This window comes from Pseudomonas sp. NBRC 111124 (assembly GCF_001320245.1).
Taxonomy (GTDB): Bacteria; Pseudomonadota; Gammaproteobacteria; order Pseudomonadales; family Pseudomonadaceae; genus Aquipseudomonas.
In genome coordinates this window covers 1-19,445 of the sequence record NZ_BCBA01000064.1, presented here as the reverse complement: position 1 = coordinate 19,445, position 19,445 = coordinate 1, and the positions used below count along the sequence as shown (strand labels likewise).

Sequence of the window (19,445 nt, the reverse complement as noted above, 5' to 3'; positions counted from 1 at the left end):
GAAGAGGCCGGTACAGGCTAGTGAATACTTGAGGCCAGGTCGAAGATCGGCATGTACATCAGGATCACGATTCCGCCGATCAGCAGCCCGATGAAGGTCATCAGCAGGGGTTCGAACAGTTTCACGAACCATTCCACCCAGCGGCCGATTTCCTGATCGTGGAAGTCGGCGCAGCGTTCGAGCATTTCCCCCAGGTTCCCCGATTGTTCCCCCGCCCGCAGCAGCCGCAGCGACACCGGGGTGACCAGTTGCCCGGCCTCCAGTGCGTCCGACAGCGGCAGCCCTTCACCCACACGCCGGCTGGCCTGCTCAAGGCCTTGCGCTGAAGCGCTGCCGAGCAGCCCATGGGCCATGCCCATGGCGGTGAGAATCGGGATGCCGCCCTGCAGCAGGATCCCCAGCGAACGGTAGAAGCGCGCCAGTTCGTACATCACCAGGCGCTGGTGCAAGGCGGGCAAGCGCCGCAGTTGCCGTGATGCCCAGCGCCGCACCAGCGGGTTGCGACGCAATACCACCAATGTACCGATGCCGCCTGCAACCGCCAGGGCCAGTGGCAGCTGCTGGGCATGCAGGAACAGCCCGACATCCATCAGCACCCGGGACAGCCAAGGCAGTTCGCTGCCCATGCCCTCGAACACCAGGCTGAAGCGCGGTACCACATAGCCGAGCAGGAACAGCACCACACCGCCACCGACCAGCAACAGCAGCAGCGGGTAGACCGAAGCGCCCACCAGCTTCTGCCGGACCAGGTCCAGGCGCTGGCGATAGCCGATATAGCGGGCCAGGGCATCGCCCAGCGCACCGGTGCGTTCGCTGGACTGCACCAGCGCCACGTACAGCGGCGGGAACACCCGCGGCTGCTGTGCCAGCGACTGGGACAGCGAGCGGCCTTCATAGAGCTGGCGCACCAGCTCGGTCAGGACCTTGCGCGTGGCGCCGGCGGGGGACTTTTCCGCCAGGCTCTCCAGGGCATCGATCAGCGGCAGGCCAGCGTGCAGCAGGGTGGTCAGTTCCTGGCTGAACAGCACCAGGTCGAACGTCGCCGCGCGTCGCCAGGCCAGGCCAGCCAGGGTTTTGCCCTGGCCGCGCACGCTGACTACCCGCAGCCCTTGGTGCTCGGCCTGGCGACGCGCGTGTTCGGCGTCCTCGGCGTCGATCTGAATCTGCACGATGCCCTGCCTGCCGAGGGCCTTGAGGCTATAGCGCATGTCCATTCTCCTCATTGCCAGCTGGTGATTTCAGCGTTTTCACCATCGCCGCCGGGCTGGCCGTCCTTGCCCATCGACAGCAGGTCGTATTCACCGCCGTTCTCGCCGGGTTGGCGGTAGATGTAGGCGCGGCCCCAGGGGTCCTGCGGCACCGCCTTCTGCAGGTACGGCCCCGACCAGCGCGCCTCGCCGCTGGGGGCGGCAACCAGCGCCTGCAGGCCTTGCTCACTGGTGGGGTAGTGGCCCACTTCCAGGCGATACAGGTCCAGGGCCTTGCCCAGGCCTTCGATCTGCGCCTTCGCCACCTTGGCTTCCGAGCGACCGAGCTGGCTGAAGTACTTGGGCGCGACGATACCGGCCAACAGACCGAGCACCACCAGGACTACCAAGAGTTCAAGCAGGGTGAAGCCACGTTGGGGGTTGGATCTGCGCTGCATGGTGAAGCCCTCCGCTGCATGGGGACACGCTTGTTCAAGCCACATGCAACTGCCGTGCACGTCTGCCTCGGGGCCTTGCGCCATGCGCCATGGCAGGCGGCACGGTGCTTGCGTCGTAGCAGAAAAGCCCGGGTTTTCCGGGGCATTTCCCCCACATCGGGGGAGCACGGCGGGGAGGCGACCGACATGCGTGTGGTGATCCTGGTAGTGACCTGGCTGGTGGCGGCAAGCGCCCAGGCCGACATGTACATTTCCATCGATGCCAAGGGTGGTTACGTACTGAGCAACGTCCACCGGCCAGGACGCCATTACGAACGGGTGATCAGCGAACCTCTTGCCCAGGCGGGCCCGGCTGACGTGCAATTGATCACCGGGCGGCCCTACGCCGAACTGGTGGCAGCGGCGGCCCGCGATTACGATGTGCCGCAGGCGCTGCTGCATGCGCTGATCAAGGCCGAATCAGGCTATAACCCCAAGGCCCGTTCGGCGGCCGGGGCGGTAGGGCTGATGCAGCTGATGCCGGACACGGCCAAGGAGATGGGGGTGGAGGACATCCTTGATCCCGAAGACAACGTGCAGGGCGGCGCGCGCTACCTCAAGCGCATGCTGACCCTGTTCGACAACGACATCACCCTGGCCGTGGCTGCCTACAACGCTGGCCCCGATGCCGTGCGGCGGCGCGGCGCGGTACCCCCGTACGCCGAGACCCGCCGCTACGTGCCAAACGTGTTGCGCGAATACCGCAAGCTGCAGGGGCTGGCCGATGATTCGCCGCTCTGAACGGGCCTTGCGTCGCGAAAGTGGCGCAACTCGTCCCCATTCATTGCCATGGATACCCAACTCTGGGCTATAACCTTTCAAATGGTGCCCTGCAGTGGAGTGCTTCATGGACATCGCCCCCCGTTCCGAAGCAATCGAGGCGCCTGCGGGCAGCGAAGCCGCTGCGCCGCGCAGGCCGTTCAACCTGCTGCGCTGGTACGCCTGGGTGAGCCTGGCGATCATCCTCTCGGTGGCCGCGGGCCTGGGGCTGATTTCCAGCCGCTTCATCATCGATGAGAGCATCGAGCGTGACGCCTTGCTCACCGCGCAGTTCATCACCTCGATCGCTGACGCTGAAGTGCGCCATGTGTCGATCCCCAATGTGCGTACCATGGGCGAACTGCTTGACCCGCGCACTGACCGTACAGCCATGCCCGACGTCGACCCGGAAGCGCGGCGCAAGGCCCGTGGCGAGTTCCTCGACCATATCGCCCACCTGCCGGACATGCTGCTGGCCAACATCTACGCCCCGGACCGGACGGTGATCTGGTCGACCAACCCGGCGCTGACGGGCAAGCTGATCAACGGTGACGAAGACCTGGACCGGGCCTTCGAGTACAAGATGCGGGTTTCGGCCAGCTACCACAATTTCGAGCAGGCACGCGCCGAACAGAAGTTCGTGACGCCGCCGGAACAGCTGGTCATCGAAAACTACATCCCCTTGTTCGATGCCGATGGCGATAGCGTCACCGCGATGGTCGAGATCTACAAGGAACCCCACGACTTGATCGTGCGCATCGAGCACGGCCTGCTGCTCATCTGGCTGGCCATCACCGTAGGCGCTGCGCTGGTCTACATCGGCCTGTACGGCATCATGCGCCGCGCCGCGCGGGTGATGGCGGTGCAGCAGAAACGGCTGATCAACAGCGAGACGTACGTGGCCCTTGGCGAGGTGTCTTCGGCGGTGGCCCATAGCCTGCGCAACCCGCTGGCCAGCATCCGCTCCAGCGCCGAACTGGCCCAGGCCTTCGATGAAGGCCCGGCGCAACGCAACATCAATGACATCATCAGCCAGGTCGACCGCATGTCACAGTGGATTCGCCAGCTGCTGCAATCCTTGCGGCCGCTGAATGACGAAGCGGTGCCGGTTGATTTGCCTCAGGTGCTGCAAGAAAGCCTGCAGAATTTCGCCGTGCCGCTGGCCCGTAGCGGGGTAAGCCTGGACCTTCAACCGTTACCACCGGTGCAGGTGCTCGGCCACCCGGCGCTGCTCGGCCAGATCTTCAACAGCCTGATCGCCAATGCCCTGGAATCGATGGAACAGGGTGGGCGGTTGCGTATCCAGGTGGTCAAGCGCGACCGACGCAGCCTGACCTTGCGCATTGCCGATAGCGGCAAGGGCATGAACGAACAGCAGCAGCGCCTGGCCTTCAGGCCGTTTTTCAGTACCAAGCAAGGCGGGCTGGGTGTGGGGCTGGTACTGGTCAAGCGCATCATGGAGCGCTTTGGCGGTTCAGTCCGGCTGAGCAGCAGCGAGGGCCATGGCACGCGGGTCTCGCTCAGCTTCCGGTTGGTGTGTGCATCACAAAGGCCTTCATGAGTACCGTATAAATAATTGATCTGTAGGTGTTTATATATTTCTGGGTAAACGCTACCCAAATGTGGGGAACCATCCTCGATTCGAACCTAGATAGTGCTCATAAGTGGCTGATGTATAGGGATATGACGTTTGGCTTACGGGGCTGGCTGATTTCTTGCAGTTTCTCGCAGCAGGTAAGGCGCGACAACGGCGGTAGCCACCGCCCTGGTGAGGTGCCATTCATTTGCTACTATCGGTAGCAATGCAGTGACAGCCTTCTGAACGGACTCCCTGCACGGGAACGACGCGATGCAGATGCTGGATGAAGAGGTTCCCGTAAAGCCCGCAGCGCTGCCTGGAAGCAGTGGCCTGGCCGTGCCGCTTCGCGAATTCAACCTGCTGCGCTGGTTCTCGGTGATCAGCCTGCTGATTATCACCGCAGTAGCCGGTGGCCTGGGCTACGTGTCGACCCGCTTCGTGGTGCGTGACAGCGTCCAGCGTGATGCCATGCTCACCGCGCAGTTCATCCAGTCCCTGGGTCTGGCCGAAGTGCGTCATTCGCAGCTACCGCCCGGCACTACGATGGGCGAACTGCTCAACCCGCGCCTGGATCAACAGCACCTGCAGGTCAGCCCGGCCCTGGCCGAGTCGACCCGTGTCGAGTTTCTCGACCACGTCGAGCACCTGCCGGACACCTTGCTGGCCAACGCCTACGCCCGTGACCGCACCATCGTCTGGTCCACCAACCCCGAACTGATCGGCAAGCGCATCGAAGCCGACGGCGACCTTGACCGCGCCTTTCGCTCGCGCAAAGCCGTATCGGCCAGCTACCACAAGGTAGAAGAGGGCCGCGAAGAGCAGAAATTCCTGCGCCAGCCCAAGTACCTGTTCATCGAAAACTACATCCCCTTGTTCGACAGCCAGGGTGAGCAGGTCATGGCCATGGTCGAGATCTACAAGGAGCCGCAGGACCTGGTGCGGCGTATCCAGCGCGGTTACGTGCTGATCTGGGCCTCGACCCTGGTAGGTGGGGCGCTGATCTACTTCGGCCTGTTCTGGATCGTGCGCCGCGCCGCGCACATGCTGCAGCAGCAACAGGACCGCCTGGTGGCCAGCGAAACCTATGTGGCACTGGGCGAGATGTCTTCCGCCGTGGCCCATAGCTTGCGCAACCCCCTGGCCAATATCCGTTCCAGCGCCGAGCTGGCGGAAGAGATCGCCAGCCCGCAGGCGCAGAAGAACATCAATGACATCATCAGCCAGGTCGACCGCATGTCGCGCTGGGTGCGCGAGCTGCTGGTGTCGCTGCGCCCGACCAGCGATGCCGCCGAGGCGGTGGATCTGGTGGCGGCCATTGAAGACACCCACCTGGCTTTTGCCCAGCAGATCGAGCGCAACGGCGTGGTTTTCAGCTTCCATGGGCCGCAGGCGTTATGCGTAGCCAGCCAGTCCTTGCAGTTGACGCAGATTCTCAACAGCTTGTTTTCCAATGCCCTGGAAGCCATGCCCACGGGCGGCGTCCTGCATGCTCAGGTCATCGTGCAGGACGGCTTGCGCGCGCAGCTGCTGCTCAGCGACACCGGCAGGGGCATGAGCCAACAACAGGAAAGAATGGTGTTCAAGCCATTCTTCACCACCAAGCAAGGTGGCCTTGGCGTGGGCCTGGCCCTGGTCAAGCGCATCATGGAACGGTTTGGCGGCTCGGTCAGCCTGACCAGCCGAGAAGAGGAAGGAACCCGCGTCAGCCTGACTTTCAATATCGCAGCGGGAGAGGACCATGGAGCACAGCATCCTGGTAGTTGAGGACGATGAAATCCTTGGCGACAACATTCGTACCTATCTGAGCCTCAAAGGCTTCGAAGTAACGCTCTGCCACAGTGCGGAGCTGGCGCTGGAACAGATCAAGCGGGCCCAGCCCGATGCGGTATTGACCGACAACTCGCTGCCGGGCATGAGCGGGCACGACCTGCTGCGCACCCTGGTGCAGCAGGCGCCGGACCTCAAGGTGATCATGATGACCGGTTACGGCAACGTCGAAGACGCCGTGCAGGCCATGAAGGAGGGCGCGTTCCACTACCTGACCAAACCGGTGGTGCTGGCCGAGCTCAAGCTCACACTGGAAAAGGCCCTGGCGGCCGAGCGCCTGGAACGCACCCTGTCGTTCTATCAGGAGCGCGAGGCGCAGAAGTCCGGGTTACAGGCCCTGATCGGCGAGTCACCGGCGATGCTCACCCTCAAGCACACCCTGCACCAGGTGCTCGAAGCCGAGCGGCGCATGGCTATGGACGATCTGCCACCGGTATTGGTCGAAGGCGAGACCGGTACCGGCAAAGAACTGGTTGCCCGTGCGCTGCATTTCGACGGTTCGCGCAGCAAGGGGCCGTTCATCGAGTTCAACTGTGCCTCAATCCCGGCCAATCTGTTGGAGGCTGAGCTGTTCGGGCATGAGAAGGGCGCGTTCACCGACGCCAAGGAGCGCCGTGTGGGCTTGGTGGAAGCGGCCGATGGCGGCACGCTGTTTCTTGACGAGATCGGCGAGATGGACCTGGTGCTGCAGGCCAAGCTCCTCAAGTTGCTGGAGGATCGCAGCATTCGCCGCATCGGTGCGGTCAAGGAGCGCAAGGTCGACCTGCGGGTGATCAGCGCTACCAACTGCAACCTCGAACAGATGGTGCAGCAAGGCAAATTCCGCCGCGACTTGTTCTTCCGCTTGCGCATCATCGCCCTGAAAGTGCCGCGGCTGTATGCCCGCGGCCAGGATGTGCTGTTGTTGGCCCGGCATTTCCTGGCGCACCACGGGCGCCGCTATGGCAAGCCGAACTTGCGCTTCAGCGCCGAAGCCGAAGCTTTGATGTTGAGCTACAGCTGGCCGGGCAATGTGCGCGAACTGCGCAACATGCTGGAGCAGACCGTGTTGCTGGCACCCAATGAGGTGGTCCAGGCGCATCAGTTGAACCTGTGCACGGCCCTGATCGACGAGCCGCTGGTGGCTCAGCCTACGGCGACCCTATACGAACTGCCGCGCCATGAACCGGAACCGGGCACCAGCCTGCCGGACATGGAACGCGACCTGGTATGCAAGACCCTGGACCGTACCGACTGGAACGTCACCAAGTCGGCGCGGATGCTGGGGCTGTCACGGGACATGCTGCGTTACCGCATCGAGAAGCTCGGGCTTACCCGGCCTGACAAGCGCCAGTGGTAAGGCAGGGGGGCGCATGGCGCCCCTTGAGCTTTATTGCTGACTGCCACCTGAATTGTTTCCACCTTGCCGCCCAGTCCCCTCGGAACCGCTGCCATCCATCCCCGGCAGGTCGCGGTTGTTATCCTGCCTGGCCGGCGGACTTTCCGGGTCATTGCCCTGGATGCGCGGATCGGTATCCCGCGGCATGGGTTTCTCGATCGGGTTCAGGGTGCTGTCAACACCCGGCTGCGGCGCCGGGTTGTGCGGGTCATCGGGGTAGGTTGGCCCGGTGCCGACCGCCAGGGCGAGCGGCGAGGTGAGCAGGGCAACCAGCAGCAGTGTCGAGCGGTTCATGGCAAGCTCCTTTGCATTGAGATAGGGCTCATACCTGCGTTGGGCCCTACCCGAATGCTCAGGTGCCATTATGCCGATCAGCGGTCACACCACCGTCGACAGTGCCATGATGAAGAGGATGCCGACGATCGACAGGATCGTCTCCATCATGCTCCAGGTCTTGAAGGTTTCCGCCACGGTCATGTTGAAGTACTGCTTCACCAGCCAGAACCCGGCGTCGTTGACGTGGGACAGGATCAGCGAGCCGGCGCCGGTGGCCAGGACCAGCAGTTCACGGTTGACCCCGGGCACCAGGTCGATCACCGGGGCGACGATGCCAGCGCCGGTAATGGTCGCCACGGTCGCCGAACCTGTGGCAATGCGGATCACCGCTGCCACCAGCCAGGCCAGCATGATCGGTGAAATTTCCGCCTGCACCGCCATCTGCCCGATCACGTTGCCCACGCCGGTATCCACCAGCATCTGCTTGAAGCCGCCACCGGCGCCGACGATCAGCACGATGGCCGCCGTCGGCGCCAGGCTCTGGTCGAGCATCTTCATGATCTGCTGGCGGCTGAAGCCGCGGGCCGCACCGAAGGTGTAGAAGGCCAGCAGCAGAGCGGCGAGCAGGGCGGTGATCGGGTGGCCGATCAGGTCCATCCATTGGCGGATGATGTGCTCGGCCGGCAGCACCACGTCGGCGAAGGTCTTGAGCAGCATCAGCGCCACGGGCAGCAGCACGGTGACCAGGGTGATGGTGAAGCTTGGCAGGTTGCTCTGGTCCGACTCCTTGGCAATCTGGTCCATCAGCTCTTGTGATGGGTTGCCGGGGATATAGCGGGAAATGAAGTTGCCGAACAGCGGGCCGGCGATGATCGCCGTGGGCAGTGCGACCAGCAGGCCGTAGAAGATGGTCTTGCCGATGTCGGCGTGGAAGATGCCGATCGCCAGCAGTGGGCCTGGGTGTGGCGGCACCAGGCCATGAACCACCGAAAGGCCGGCCAGCAGCGGAATGCCGATCTTGACCAACGACACCCCCGAGCGCCGGGCGACGATGAACACCAGCGGAATCAGCAGCACGAAGCCGATCTCGAAGAACAGCGGAATGCCCACCAGGAAGGCGGCGAACATCATTGCCCAATGCACGTTCTTCTTGCCGAAGGCGCGGATGAGGGTTTGCGCGATCTGGTCGGCGCCACCGGAGTCGGCCATCAGCTTGCCGAGCATCGTGCCCAGGGCGAGGACGATGCCGACAAAGCCGAGCACACCGCCGAAGCCGTCCTGGAACGACTTCATGACCTTGGCCACCGGCATGCCGGAGGTCAGGCCAAGGAAGCCGGCGGCCAGGGTCAGGGTGACGAAGGGGTGGACCTTGAAATGGGTGATCAGCAGAATCAGCCCGACGATGGTGACCAGCGCGTCGAGCAGCAGGTAGGTATCTGTAGCCAGTCCGAACATGGTTTTGATGCCTCGGTCTTATCGTTGTTTTTGGCGTAGCTTTTATTGAACTTTCGCCGCCTTCAGGCGTCGAGACAGCGCTATCTTTGGTGAGCCGGAAAAACCGCCGGTTCAGGCAGTCCGCGCCACGTTCCGCTCACCGCAGGGCTTTAGCCAGGTGTCGACCGCTTCGGCGAGCACGGCAATCGGTTGAGTGGCATCCAGCGGCAGGGTCAGGGGTTCCCCATGGGGCGCCTCGAGGGCAGCGAACTGGCTATCGATCAGGCTGGCCGGCATGAAGTGACCGGGGCGGGCGAGCACGCGCTTTTCCGCTTCTGCGGGCGTGAGTTCGAGGAAGACGAACACCAGCTCTGGCATGGCGGCGCGCAGTGTGTCGCGGTAACGGCGCTTGAGCGCTGAGCAGGTAAGGATAGGCCGTTCGCCAGCCTTGACCGTCGCTTGCAGCTCCTGGCCCAGGCGCACCAGCCAGCCGGCACGGTCATCGTCATCCAGGGGGATGCCAGCGCTCATCTTGCGAATGTTGTCGGCAGGGTGGAATGCGTCGCCTTCGATCAGGCGACCGCCGCTTCGCTCGGCAATGGCCTGGCCGACGCAGCTTTTGCCACAGCCAGCCACGCCCATCACCACGATGGCGGACAGGGGAGAATTCATCAGTACCTCCTGCGGGGTGAGATAGCGCTGTCTCGTCGCTGACGAAACGCCACCTCCCCGGTGTTATTGGTCTTGTCCTTACGCAGTATGGACGCTTGGCAGCGCGCTGTAGTGGCCACTACCAAAGATTACATTGCCTGCGTCCTGAGACAGCGCTACCTTAGTGGCCGTTCCCCATTCCTGCAAGTAGTAAAATTACAACATCCATGTCCCGCACAGGCTCTCGCACCACAGGTCGTCCCACGCTGGCTGAAGTCGCCAGGCTTTCCGGGGTATCCCCGATTACCGCTTCGCGCGCTTTGCGCGGGGTCAGTACGGTTGCCCCGGAACTGGTGGAAAAGGTCATGGCCGCCGCCGCGTCCTTGGGGTATGTCGCCAACCCCGCGGCCCGGGCGCTGGCGTCCGCGCGCAGCCAATCAGTAGTGGTGCTGATTCCGTCGCTGTCCAACCAGCTGTTCATCGACACCCTGGAGGCCATTCACGAGGTGATGCGCCCGCGTGGGCTTGAAGTGCTGATTGGCAACTATCACTACGATATCGACGAAGAAGAAAACCTGATTCGCAATTACCTGGCCTATCAGCCCTGCGGCATGCTGCTGACCGGCTTCGATCGCAGCGACGCGTCGCGGCAGATGTTGGCCGCCAGCGGCGTGCCCTGCGTGCACATGATGGAGTTGGGGGGTGAGGCGGGCGCATTGTCGGTGGGCTTTTCCCAGCAGCAGGCCGGGCGGGCCGCTGCCGCCCACCTGATTGCGCGTGGCCGGCGGCGCCTGGCGTTCATTGCTGCGCAACTCGACCCACGGGTGATGCAGCGCGCCGAAGGCTTCCGTCAGGCCCTTGCCGAAGCCGGCATGGAGGCCCGCGAGCTGGAGGTCCTGGCCCCGCAACCGTCGTCCATTGCACTGGGCAGCGAACTGTTCAGCCAGTTGCTGGCCCAGTCCCCGGATGTAGACGGCATCTTCTTCTGTAACGACGACCTTGCTCAAGGCGCAGTGCTGCAGGCTTTGCGCCAAGGCATCGAAGTGCCACGCCAGGTGGCCATGGTCGGCTTCAACGACTTGCCCGCATCGGCGCACATGGTGCCGCGCCTGACCTCGATTCGCACCCCGCGGGCCGCCGTTGGTCGGGGCGCGGCGCAGGCACTGCTGGCGCTGCTCGATGGCAAGCGGGTGACTAACGAACAGCAAGACCTCGGCTTTGAACTGATGGTCCGCGAGAGCTCTTGAAGTACTTCAGGAGACTTCGCTAACTGTCTAATCACTAGGTGATAGCACTCTGCTTGCAGGGTAATGATGGCGATCTATGCTCAGAAAACCCTGAGCATCGAGGATCCTGGCGCCATGTTCGATTTCCATCGCAAGTCTGACCTGATAGAGCTTCAGCGCACCCGCAAGGCCCTGTCCGACACCCAGGCAAAGCTCGCCGCGATCAGCCGCTGCATGGCCATGATCGAGTTCGCCCCTGACGGTACCATTCTCGATGCCAATGAGCAGTTCTGCCAGGCCATGGGCTACAGCGTCGAAGAACTGCGCGGCAAGCACCACCGCCTGTTTTGCGACCCTGGCTATGCCAAGAGTGCCGAGTACCAGCAACTGTGGCGTGAGCTAGGGCAGGGCAAGGCCATCAGCGGCACTTTCGAGCGCGTCGACAAGGCTGGCCGTGAGGTCTGGCTCGAGGCCAGCTACATGCCGGTGGTCGACGAGCAACAACAGGTCATCAGCGTGATCAAGGTCGCGGCCGATATCAGCCAGCGCGTGAAGGACGAACACGAAAGCGAAAGCCTGCTCAAGGCCATTGGGCGGTCCATGGCCGTGGTCGAATTCACCCCGCAAGGGCGGGTGATCAAAGCCAACCGCAACTTCCTTCAAACCATGGGCTACTCGCTGGAAGAAGTGCAGGGCCGCCACCACGGTCTGTTCTGCCAGGCCCATGAGCGCGAATCCGGCGCATACCGTGAGTTCTGGGCATCGCTCAATCGCGGCGAATATCACTCGCACCGCTTCGAGCGGGTCAACAAGCAGGGCCAGACGGTTTATCTGGAGGCCTCGTACAACCCGATCTTCGACAGCAAGGGCCGCTTGTACAAGGTGGTCAAGTTCGCCAGCGACATCACCGCGCAGGTCAGTACCCAGCAGAGCGCCGCCACGGCGGCCCATGCCAGTTCGGTGCAGACCGATGCCTGCGCGCGCAAGGGCAGCGAGGTGGTGCAGCAGACCGTGGAAGTCATCGAGCAGATTTCCCAGGAACTCAATGATGCTGCGCGCAGCATCGATGCGGTGAGCAAGCAGTCGGATGTGATCGGCCAGATCGTGCTGACCATTCGCGGTATCGCCGACCAGACCAACCTGCTGGCCTTGAACGCGGCCATCGAAGCGGCCCGCGCCGGTGAGCATGGCCGCGGCTTTGCCGTGGTGGCTGATGAGGTGCGAAGTTTGGCGGCGCGCACCAGCAAAGCGACACTGGAGATCGTCGATGTGGTGCGACAGAACCACGACCTTTCGCTGACCGCCGTGGCCAGCATGCAGTCGAGCCTGTCACGCACCGGGCGGGGGGTTGCCCTGGCCAACGAGGCGGGGACGGTGATCATGGAAATCCAGCAGGGTTCGCGCCATGTGGTCGACGCCATCAGCCAGATCAGCTCGACGCTGCAATTGCACTGAGGGTGTCGCCCAGCTCCTGTAGCAAGGCCTGCAGGCTCGCTTCCAGCTGCAGGCGCAATGCGTCGGTCGCCAGGCCTTGTGCATGTGCCTGTTCGATGGCTTCGCAAGCCTTGACTACCCCGCGTACCCGCAACATCTTCGCACCGCCCTTGATGCGATGGGCAAGGGCGCGCAATGCTTCGCGGTCGCTGACGGTACCCAGCGCTTGCAGGGCGGCCAAGTCTTCGCGGGCGCTTTGCGTCAGTTGTTCGAGCAGGCGCGTGGTCAACTGCTGGTCGTCCTGGGTCAGGTGGCGCAGTTCGCTGAGGTCGAAACCGCTTGCCCTGGCGGCTGACACCGGCGCGCTGGCGCGAGCCTGCGGCAGGTGAGCCTTCAGTGCCCGCAGCCCGATGGGCTTGAACAGGCAGTCGTCCATGCCGCTCTCCAGGCAGCGTTGGCGCTCTTGCGCCTGGGCGTTGGCGGTCACCCCGAGAATGCTGCAGGCAGGCTGCCCGCGTTGTTGTTCCAGCAGCCGAATCCTGCGGGCCAACTCATGGCCATCCATCACCGGCATGCTGCAGTCAGTGATGACCAGGTCGAATGGGTGTGCTTGCCACAGGGCCAGTGCCGCCTCGCCATTTTCGGCCAGTGTGGCCTGGTGGCCGAGGCTGTTGAGCTGTTTTTCCAACAGCATCAGGTTGGCCGGGTAGTCATCGACCACCAGCACATTCAATGGTCCGCTCTCGGCTTCGCTGTCGGCCGTGTTGTGCTCCACGGGTACCGACGGGGCGCTCGGCGGCAACGGCACCTGGACCAGCACGCGGGTGCCAACGCCTTCCACGCTCTGCAAGTCCAGTCTCCCTCCCATCAGCTCGGCCAGGGTCCGGCTGATCACCAGGCCCAGGCCAGCACCCTGGCTGGCCCGCGGCCCTGAAGCCTGGGTGAAGGTGTTGAACAGTCGCGCCTGATCCTGGGCAGCGATACCGATGCCGGTGTCGCTTACGCCCAACTCGACTATCAGGGTGTCAGCTGCAGCCGAGGGTTTACAGGTCAGGCGGGCCAGCACATCACCACGGTCGGTGAACTTGATGGCATTGCTCAGCAGGTTGGAGAGTATCTGCTTCAGCCGCAACGGGTCGGCCATGACCCAAAGCGGCCCGTCTGGCAGTTCGCCTTGCAGGTGCAGGCCTTTGATCCGTGCATTGCCCTCGAACACGCGCAGGGTGCTGCGTACCAGGTCGGCCAGGTCGGTCGGCACCGGCTGCAGGGTCATGTGCCCGCTTTCGATGCGCGAGATGTCCAGGATGTCGCCGATCAGTCCGAGTAGGCCGATGGCGGAGTCGTGAGCAGTCTGCAAGGTCTGGGTGTCGCAGTGGCCTGAACGGTTGTCCTCCAGCGCGAGCTCCAGCAGGCCGATCACCGCATTCATGGGGGTGCGGATCTCGTGGCTCATGGTCGCCACGAACGCGCTCTTGGTCTTGCTGGCCTGTTCGGCTTCGTCCTTGGCCTGGCGCAGTTGCTCCAGCAGCCCGCGGCTGAAGGCCAGTTGTGCCTGCAGCGCGCGTTGAGCTTCAGTGCGTTGCTGGATGAGTTTGCGCAAGTAGCTGTTCCAGAACACCACGCCAGCCAGCAGCAGGGCGGACAGCACCAGCACCTGCAGTGTCAGCGTGCGGTAGTCGCGCCAGGGGCTGTCGCTGACCAAGGTGCTGGTTCGCCAACGGTTCACCAACTGATCCAGTTCCTCGGGGGGGATGCTCATCAGCGCTTTGTCGAGAATGCCCTGCAGTTGCGGCTGGTCAGGTGCCACGGCAAAGGCGGCGACGGCCGGTTCGTCCCCCAACACGCTGGCGATATGCAACTGCCCCTTGAAGACCTGGTTGATGTAGTACGAGGCGTTGATCTGGCTACTGTAGGCAACGTCGGCATCGCCGTTGGCCACCGCTTCCATCAGGCCAAGCGGGTTGTTGACCAGGACCAGTTTCGCCTGTGGAAAACGGCGCATGACTTCTTCGCGAAGATGAGAGCCTCGCAAGAGGGCGATGCGCTGCCCGTTCAGGCTCCTTAACTTGAGCGGCGAGGACACTTGGCTGCGGGTTACCAATACTCTGGGGCTGACCAGATAGGGGCGGGTGTAGCGCAACCGCGCCGCGCGTTCCGTACCATAGCCCAGTGCGCCGATCATCTGCGCCTTGCCGAGCGCGACTTTTTCGACCATCTGCTGCACCGTGTCCTGCTCGATGAGCTTGAACTGCAAGCCGGTGCGCAGGGTAATCTGCTTGAGCAGGTCGACAGTGATACCGCTAACCTGCTGCTGGGCGTCATTGAACGTCAACGGGGCAAGGGCCGTGTCGACCAGTACGGTTACGCTCGGATGACGGGCTATCCAGTCCTTTTCTTCCTCGGTCAGCGCTGACAGGTGACGTTCCAGCAACAGGCTGGTATTGCCACTGCTCCAGCGACGCAGGATGTTCAGGCGCTCGCTTTCGGTGATCCTGGCCAGGGCGCTGTCGACCAGGCGGCGTAGCCGCGGGTTGTCATTGGCGAAAGCGAAAGCAAAGGTGCCGGGCTCTACCTGGCAGAAATGGTCGATCTTGACCGTGCCCTGGTAGCTCTTGCCCATCAGGAAATCGGTGCTGATGGCATCGCCGAGATAGGCGTCCGCCTCACCCAGCTCGACAGCCGCCAGGCCTGCCAGGGTCGAGCGATAGAAGCTCAGCTGCGCCTTGGGGTAGAGCGCGCGGACGGTCTCGCCCGGCAGGTAGTGGTCGACCATCGCCAGGCGCAGGCCGGCCAGGTCCTTGCCATGCATCGGGGGGGTGTCCTGACGCGTCACGATCACCGGCAAGTCGTCGGCATAGGGTAGGCTCAGGCTGAGCTGGGCATCGGCAGCTTCAAAACCATTGGAACTGCCTAGCAAGTCGATCTTGCCAGCGCGTAATGCGGCGATCGCCTCGTGGCGGCTGGCGTAGCGCCGGACTTCGACCGGTATCCCCAGTTGTTCGGCGATCAACCCGGCATAGTCGGCACTGAGGCCTTCATAATCAGCCAGGCTGACGTTGATCTCGAAGGGGGGGTAATCCGGCCGTGAGCTGCCCAGCAACAACACGCCGCGCTGTTGCAACCACTGGCGATCGGCTGCATCGAGCTGTAGCGGTTGCGCGGCACTGGTGGCGCGTGCCAGCAGATGCCGGGGTTCACCATCGGCCAGGGCCATGAGCGGGCAGCTGGCCAGGGTAAACAGCAGGATCAGGCCGGCCAGGACACGTTTCATGCTACCGGCACGCTCAATTGACGTGGTTGCGTTTGGCCAGGTCAACCATTTCCACCAGTGATTCGGTCTTGAGCTTTTCCATGATGCGGCCACGGTAGGTGCTGATGGTCTTGGCACTGAGGTTCATGCAGGCACCGATGTTCTTGTTGTTTTCACCACGGCTCAAGCGCCGCAGAACTTCCATCTCGCGGTTGGACAGGCTGCTCAGGCGGTCTGGCTCGCTCTCCAGGGTGTTGCTGTTCACCGACATCTGCGGAAACGTGGAGTAGCCCTTGATCAAGGCCTTGAGGGCGAAGACCACGGCCTCGAGATCTTCGCCTTTGGTGACGAATGCACCGATGCCGGCATCCAGGCAGCGGCGTACGTAAAGATCGGTGGCCTGCCCGGTCAGCACCATGATTTTCGGTGCCGGCTCCTGTTGTTGCAGGCGCTTGATGACTTCCATGCCATCCAGACCGGGGAGCCCTATGTCCAGCACCACTACATCTGGGCGCAAATCGCGCACCTTCTGCGCCACCTCACTGCCATTATCGACTTCGCCGACGATACGGAAGCGCTCACGCTCAAGCAGTATGCGCAAGGAAAAACGGACGATGGCGTGATCATCAACGATCAGCACGGTTGTCATGTCACTAACTCCTGTCGGAATGTGGTCGATTGCCTGAAGTAATCAGGAATACGTCTGCAAGCTTTTTCTGCTGTGCAGCACGATACGACCATTCCGGATCCGTGATAATGGCGAGTATAGATGTGTTGAACAAGCGAGCCGGTATTGTAGAAATTTCCTACAAGACGGCCGCACAGGCATCGTCAGACGCGACGCTGCCTGTGGCGCAAGAGGGTCAGGCGCAGGCCGGATGGGGCTTGAGGACGCGTTGGGTCGAGGCAGGGTTGTTGCTCAAGGCCTGGCCTGCCCGTGCCGGGCGGGCCAGCAACTGGCCGCCACAATTCGGGCAGCGCCCCTGCAAGCGGTGTTCGGTGCACGGGCGGCAGAAGGTACATTCGAACGAGCAGATCATCGCGTCAGGGCTATCGCCCGGCAGGTCGACGTCACAGCATTCACAATTAGGGCGCAGCTCCAGCATGGGTATCCCTCCGGTTTGGTGGAATGTTCAGTCTGCGCCGCCTTTCCTTACCTTGGCAACGCTACTCACCAGGGCGATACAGGTGGGCGTGGCCAGCGCGATACAGCGCTGACTCGGTGAACGGCGCATCGCCCAGCACATGGCCGACGAGGATCAGGGCGGTACGCCGGAAACCCTTGCTGGCAACCTGATCGACGATATCGGCCAGTGTGCCGCGCACCCAGTCCTGGTCGGGCCAGGTGGCGCGATGAACCACAGCCACTGGGCAGTCGTGGCCGTAGTGAGGCAGCAATGTTTCGACGATGCGTGGCAGGTGCTTGACCCCGAGGTGAATGGCCAGGGTACTGCCATGCCGAGCGAGGTCGCCGAGCTCTTCGCCTGCGGGCATCGGCGAGCTGTCGCCATAGCGGGTGAGAATGACCGTCTGCGCTACTTGCGGCAGGGTCAGTTCGCAGCCGAGCAGCGCCGCACTGGCAGCAGTGGCGGTGACCCCAGGGATGATCTGGTAATCGATGCCCAGTTCGCGCAGGTGGCGGATCTGCTCGCCGATGGCGCCATACAGGCTGGGGTCGCCACTGTGCACCCGCGCAACGTCCAAGCCCTTGGCATGTGCGGCGCGGATTGCGTCGATGATCTGCTCGAGGTGCAGTTCGGCGCTGTTGATGAGCGTCTCGGCCTGATGGCCTTCGAGCACCGCTGCGGGCACCAGGGAGCCGGCGTAGATGATCACCGGGCACTGGCGGATCAGGCGCTGGCCCTTGACCGTGATCAGTTCCGGGTCGCCGGGACCGGCGCCGATGAAGTAGACCGTCATGGCAAATCCTTGAATAGGTGGATGAAGCGATTATCCGGCGCAGGCCAGCGCCAGGGTAGCGGGGCCGCACACCTGGCGGGCCACCCTGAGCGTGGCGTTGCCGTGACCGCGGTTGGCAAGCGCCAGTGCCGTGCTCTCGGCAACGCCCCAGCAGCCGCTGTGGGCGTAGGCAATTGCGGAGCGGTGGCTGAGCTGTGGCTCGAACGCCTGCAATTGCTCGGCATCGAAAACCACCAATGGCAGGGCATAACGTGCCGCGAGTTGTTGCAGGCCTGGCTCATCGGCTTTGCCGGCAATGCTGGCAATGCCACGAAGTGCTGTGGCGCTCAGGCCATGACGCTCAAGCACTTCATGCAACAAGCCATCGAGGACCGCCACGGGGCAGCCGCGGCGGCAACCGAAGCCGGCGTACAGCGCCGGCGTTGGCGGGTCGTTGGCCATCAGGCGTGGTTGGGGCGGCGATACAGCCAGGCGCTGAGCAGGCCCAGGGCCAACCAGAAAGCCGCATTGGTCAGCCAGGAAGCGATCTTGAACTGCGTTTCCAAGGCTTGCGGTGCCAGGCTTTCGTGGACTTCCGGCTGTGGTGCGCCGATCACATGGGGTACCACCAGCAACACCGCGCCCAGTGCCTTGAGCAGCCCGTGGCGGGCGAACACCAGCAGCGCCAGGCCCAGCGCAGTCGCAGCTGCGGTACCGATCCACCAGCCCTGGCGCTGGCCGAGGTCGGCGGCGGCCGTGCCTGGCAGTTCTGGCGGCAAGCCCAGGGTAGGCGCCAGGCAGAACACAGCGAAGCCGGCCAGCCCCCACAGTGCACCGGTGCTGATGCGGCCCGGTTCACGCAGGCTGTAGAGGGCGGCGAGGATCAGGGCGAAGCCGACGGCGACCACCAGGTTGCCGCCGGTGGTCGACAGGATGCGCTGCCAGCCATCTTCCGGCGACCAGGCTTCTTCATCGTGGGAGTGGCCGGCGCTGGCCTCTTCGCCGTGGCTGTGGTGCTCGGCGGCGGGGGCGGCCGATTCATAGGTTTCCGCCTGGAGGATCAGCGGTGCGACCCAGAAGCTTTGCAGCAGGGTCAGCAACAGAGCGGCGAGCAGGCCGCTGAACCCGGCAGTGCGGGCAATACGCTTGATCATGGCAGCCTCAGTGGCAGGGGAAGGCGGCGCTGTGGCGGGTGTCGTGCGCGGCGTTGTGCACGGCTTCGATGTGCGAGAAGCCGGCAAAATAGACCAGGCACAGGCCGAGCAGGCTGGCGCCGACGGCGATGACCATGCGCTGGCTGAGGGTGACGGGCGTGGCGATGCTGTGTTTGGCGCTGGTGACGGGCATGACGCGATCCTCTGCTTTGCTTTTTTTAAAGACAATGGGGCAACGGACAAGCGCGGCAGCCCCGGGCGCGAGGCGCCCGAGGGTATGCGACAGCGCCCGCCCACCGCGGGGTGTTCATGAACGCCAGGCCGGTCTCCGGGCTTGCGAGGAGGAGCAGGGCTCCTTGAAAAGCATCACCTTCCCATGCCGGACTGCGTGGCACAGTGGTCTGGACGCTTCGCTCGCTTACCGTTGCGGGGGCAGCACCGGATTTGCCCGGCCCTGGCGAGGGCCTGCGACGCACCGATTTCCCGTTTCACCCCCAAGTGGGGGCACCTGACGCAAGGCGTAAGGAGAGCACGCGGCGAGGGTGGCGTCAAATGCAATGCGTCCAGCAGGCACGCTCTTGCTCTTGCTCTTGCTCTTGCTCTTGCTCTTGCTCTTGCTCTTGCTCTGCTTTTGCTTCTAAGCGCGCGATAGTTCAGGCAACGCGAATTGCGACTTCAGGAGGCCGAACGGAGGTCTTGCGGAGGGAGGTGACGGGCATGGATGCCCGTCAAGCGCTGGGCCCCAGGATGGGGCCTGCAGCGCGGTCCTCCCGGGAGCAAGGCCGGAGTGAGGGGACCCCGGAGCGCAGCGTAGGGGCCGGATGATGGGAGCGGGCGGCTTTGGTTACTTTGGCCAAGACCAAAGTAACCCGCCGTAAGGGCGGAAAGGTGACT

Annotated in this window: 18 protein-coding genes, 1 pseudogene and 1 riboswitch; of the genes and pseudogenes, 7 read left to right on the top strand and 12 right to left on the bottom strand. The window is 63.5% G+C overall.

Annotated elements, in window-relative coordinates; translation table 11 throughout:
* Positions 1-17 precede the first annotated feature (17 nt).
* Both APH28_RS23710 and gspG read right to left on the bottom strand, forming a co-directional pair.
* On the bottom strand, positions 18-1,208 hold the full coding sequence (locus APH28_RS23710; RefSeq protein WP_060512906.1) for a type II secretion system F family protein: 1,191 nt from the start codon (positions 1,206-1,208) through the stop codon (positions 18-20).
* A gap of 11 nt (positions 1,209-1,219) precedes the next feature.
* Positions 1,220-1,645, bottom strand: coding sequence for a type II secretion system major pseudopilin GspG (gene gspG / locus APH28_RS23705; protein ID WP_060512905.1), 426 nt, complete (start codon positions 1,643-1,645; stop codon positions 1,220-1,222).
* Between the two features lie 186 nt (positions 1,646-1,831).
* Between gspG and APH28_RS23700 the strand changes: the two genes are divergently transcribed.
* The 4 genes from APH28_RS23700 to APH28_RS23685 all read left to right on the top strand — a co-directional run bounded on the left by APH28_RS23700 (position 1,832) and on the right by APH28_RS23685 (position 7,188).
* Positions 1,832-2,425, top strand: a complete 594-nt coding sequence (locus APH28_RS23700) for a lytic transglycosylase domain-containing protein (RefSeq protein ID WP_060512904.1) — start codon at positions 1,832-1,834, stop codon at positions 2,423-2,425.
* A gap of 106 nt (positions 2,426-2,531) precedes the next feature.
* Positions 2,532-4,004 carry a HAMP domain-containing sensor histidine kinase gene (locus APH28_RS23695; protein WP_060512903.1) on the top strand — a complete coding sequence of 491 codons (1,473 nt, stop codon included), beginning with the start codon at positions 2,532-2,534 and terminating at the stop codon, positions 4,002-4,004.
* A gap of 288 nt (positions 4,005-4,292) precedes the next feature.
* A complete protein-coding gene (locus APH28_RS23690) occupies positions 4,293-5,786 on the top strand; it encodes a HAMP domain-containing sensor histidine kinase (protein WP_060512902.1) in 1,494 nt (497 codons plus the stop codon).
* On the top strand, positions 5,761-7,188 hold the full coding sequence (locus tag APH28_RS23685) for a sigma-54 dependent transcriptional regulator (protein WP_060512901.1): 1,428 nt from the start codon (positions 5,761-5,763) through the stop codon (positions 7,186-7,188). Before APH28_RS23690 ends, APH28_RS23685 begins: the two co-directional genes overlap by 26 nt.
* Positions 7,189-7,218: 30 nt before the next feature.
* On the opposite strand, the gene APH28_RS23680 is transcribed toward APH28_RS23685, so the two are convergent.
* The 3 genes from APH28_RS23680 to APH28_RS23670 all read right to left on the bottom strand — a co-directional run bounded on the left by APH28_RS23680 (position 7,219) and on the right by APH28_RS23670 (position 9,609).
* Positions 7,219-7,521 carry a hypothetical protein gene (locus tag APH28_RS23680; RefSeq protein ID WP_060512900.1) on the bottom strand — a complete coding sequence of 101 codons (303 nt, stop codon included), beginning with the start codon at positions 7,519-7,521 and terminating at the stop codon, positions 7,219-7,221.
* Between the two features lie 84 nt (positions 7,522-7,605).
* The gene (locus tag APH28_RS23675; RefSeq protein ID WP_060512899.1) at positions 7,606-8,958 is read right to left on the bottom strand and encodes a GntP family permease; all 1,353 of its coding nucleotides are present in this window, start codon (positions 8,956-8,958) and stop codon (positions 7,606-7,608) included.
* A 111-nt stretch (positions 8,959-9,069) separates the two neighbouring features.
* Positions 9,070-9,609 carry a gluconokinase gene (locus APH28_RS23670; RefSeq protein ID WP_060512898.1) on the bottom strand — a complete coding sequence of 180 codons (540 nt, stop codon included), beginning with the start codon at positions 9,607-9,609 and terminating at the stop codon, positions 9,070-9,072.
* A 206-nt stretch (positions 9,610-9,815) separates the two neighbouring features.
* Between APH28_RS23670 and APH28_RS23665 the strand changes: the two genes are divergently transcribed.
* The 3 genes and pseudogenes from APH28_RS23665 to APH28_RS29575 all read left to right on the top strand — a co-directional run bounded on the left by APH28_RS23665 (position 9,816) and on the right by APH28_RS29575 (position 12,269).
* Complete coding sequence (locus tag APH28_RS23665; protein ID WP_060512897.1) at positions 9,816-10,835, top strand: LacI family DNA-binding transcriptional regulator; 1,020 nt, start codon at positions 9,816-9,818, stop codon at positions 10,833-10,835.
* Positions 10,836-10,898: 63 nt separating this feature from the next.
* Positions 10,899-11,732 (top strand): annotated as a pseudogene (locus APH28_RS29580) (PAS domain-containing protein); the annotation flags it as partial.
* 42 nt (positions 11,733-11,774) lie between these two features.
* Complete coding sequence (locus APH28_RS29575; RefSeq protein ID WP_371263109.1) at positions 11,775-12,269, top strand: methyl-accepting chemotaxis protein; 495 nt, start codon at positions 11,775-11,777, stop codon at positions 12,267-12,269.
* Here APH28_RS29575 and APH28_RS23655 read toward each other — a convergent pair.
* The 7 genes from APH28_RS23655 to APH28_RS23625 form a co-directional block, all read right to left on the bottom strand.
* On the bottom strand, positions 12,244-15,519 hold the full coding sequence (locus APH28_RS23655; protein ID WP_060512896.1) for a transporter substrate-binding domain-containing protein: 3,276 nt from the start codon (positions 15,517-15,519) through the stop codon (positions 12,244-12,246). The two genes, APH28_RS29575 and APH28_RS23655, sit on opposite strands and share 26 nt — an antisense overlap.
* Before the next feature lie 13 nt (positions 15,520-15,532).
* Positions 15,533-16,147 (bottom strand): response regulator transcription factor, encoded by a 615-nt coding sequence (locus APH28_RS23650; RefSeq protein ID WP_060512895.1) that lies wholly within the window; start codon positions 16,145-16,147, stop codon positions 15,533-15,535.
* Between the two features lie 214 nt (positions 16,148-16,361).
* The gene (locus APH28_RS23645; RefSeq protein ID WP_060512894.1) at positions 16,362-16,604 is read right to left on the bottom strand and encodes a DUF1272 domain-containing protein; all 243 of its coding nucleotides are present in this window, start codon (positions 16,602-16,604) and stop codon (positions 16,362-16,364) included.
* Positions 16,605-16,665: 61 nt separating this feature from the next.
* Entirely contained in the window at positions 16,666-17,418 is a 753-nt protein-coding gene (cobM, locus tag APH28_RS23640) for a precorrin-4 C(11)-methyltransferase (RefSeq protein WP_060512893.1), read from the bottom strand.
* 30 nt (positions 17,419-17,448) lie between these two features.
* Entirely contained in the window at positions 17,449-17,859 is a 411-nt protein-coding gene (locus APH28_RS23635; RefSeq protein WP_060512892.1) for a cobalamin biosynthesis protein, read from the bottom strand.
* Positions 17,859-18,551: a CbtA family protein gene (locus APH28_RS23630; RefSeq protein WP_060512891.1), complete on the bottom strand. Its 693-nt coding sequence runs from the start codon at positions 18,549-18,551 to the stop codon at positions 17,859-17,861. The genes APH28_RS23635 and APH28_RS23630 overlap by 1 nt, the downstream gene beginning before the upstream one ends.
* 7 nt (positions 18,552-18,558) lie before the next feature.
* Positions 18,559-18,744 (bottom strand): CbtB-domain containing protein, encoded by a 186-nt coding sequence (locus tag APH28_RS23625; RefSeq protein ID WP_060512890.1) that lies wholly within the window; start codon positions 18,742-18,744, stop codon positions 18,559-18,561.
* Between the two features lie 108 nt (positions 18,745-18,852).
* Positions 18,853-19,078: riboswitch (cobalamin riboswitch) on the bottom strand.
* Positions 19,079-19,445: the final 367 nt, after the last annotated feature.

Bases quoted from the DNA above. Each gene is read 5' to 3' on its own strand.
- APH28_RS23630 (WP_060512891.1), bottom strand. From the start codon at position 18,551: ATGATCAAGCGTATTGCCCGCACTGCCGGGTTCAGCGGCCTGCTCGCC.
- cobM (WP_060512893.1), bottom strand. From the start codon at position 17,418: ATGACGGTCTACTTCATCGGCGCCGGTCCCGGCGACCCGGAACTGATC.
- APH28_RS23665 (WP_060512897.1), top strand. From the start codon at position 9,816: ATGTCCCGCACAGGCTCTCGCACCACAGGTCGTCCCACGCTGGCTGAA.
- APH28_RS23625 (WP_060512890.1), bottom strand. From the start codon at position 18,744: ATGCCCGTCACCAGCGCCAAACACAGCATCGCCACGCCCGTCACCCTC.
- APH28_RS23635 (WP_060512892.1), bottom strand. From the start codon at position 17,859: ATGGCCAACGACCCGCCAACGCCGGCGCTGTACGCCGGCTTCGGTTGC.
- APH28_RS23645 (WP_060512894.1), bottom strand. From the start codon at position 16,604: ATGCTGGAGCTGCGCCCTAATTGTGAATGCTGTGACGTCGACCTGCCG.
- APH28_RS23710 (WP_060512906.1), bottom strand. From the start codon at position 1,208: ATGCGCTATAGCCTCAAGGCCCTCGGCAGGCAGGGCATCGTGCAGATT.
- APH28_RS23670 (WP_060512898.1), bottom strand. From the start codon at position 9,609: ATGAATTCTCCCCTGTCCGCCATCGTGGTGATGGGCGTGGCTGGCTGT.
- gspG (WP_060512905.1), bottom strand. From the start codon at position 1,645: ATGCAGCGCAGATCCAACCCCCAACGTGGCTTCACCCTGCTTGAACTC.
- APH28_RS23690 (WP_060512902.1), top strand. From the start codon at position 4,293: ATGCAGATGCTGGATGAAGAGGTTCCCGTAAAGCCCGCAGCGCTGCCT.
- APH28_RS23655 (WP_060512896.1), bottom strand. From the start codon at position 15,519: ATGAAACGTGTCCTGGCCGGCCTGATCCTGCTGTTTACCCTGGCCAGC.
- APH28_RS23685 (WP_060512901.1), top strand. From the start codon at position 5,761: ATGGAGCACAGCATCCTGGTAGTTGAGGACGATGAAATCCTTGGCGAC.
- APH28_RS23680 (WP_060512900.1), bottom strand. From the start codon at position 7,521: ATGAACCGCTCGACACTGCTGCTGGTTGCCCTGCTCACCTCGCCGCTC.
- APH28_RS23695 (WP_060512903.1), top strand. From the start codon at position 2,532: ATGGACATCGCCCCCCGTTCCGAAGCAATCGAGGCGCCTGCGGGCAGC.
- APH28_RS23675 (WP_060512899.1), bottom strand. From the start codon at position 8,958: ATGTTCGGACTGGCTACAGATACCTACCTGCTGCTCGACGCGCTGGTC.
- APH28_RS23650 (WP_060512895.1), bottom strand. From the start codon at position 16,147: ATGACAACCGTGCTGATCGTTGATGATCACGCCATCGTCCGTTTTTCC.
- APH28_RS23700 (WP_060512904.1), top strand. From the start codon at position 1,832: ATGCGTGTGGTGATCCTGGTAGTGACCTGGCTGGTGGCGGCAAGCGCC.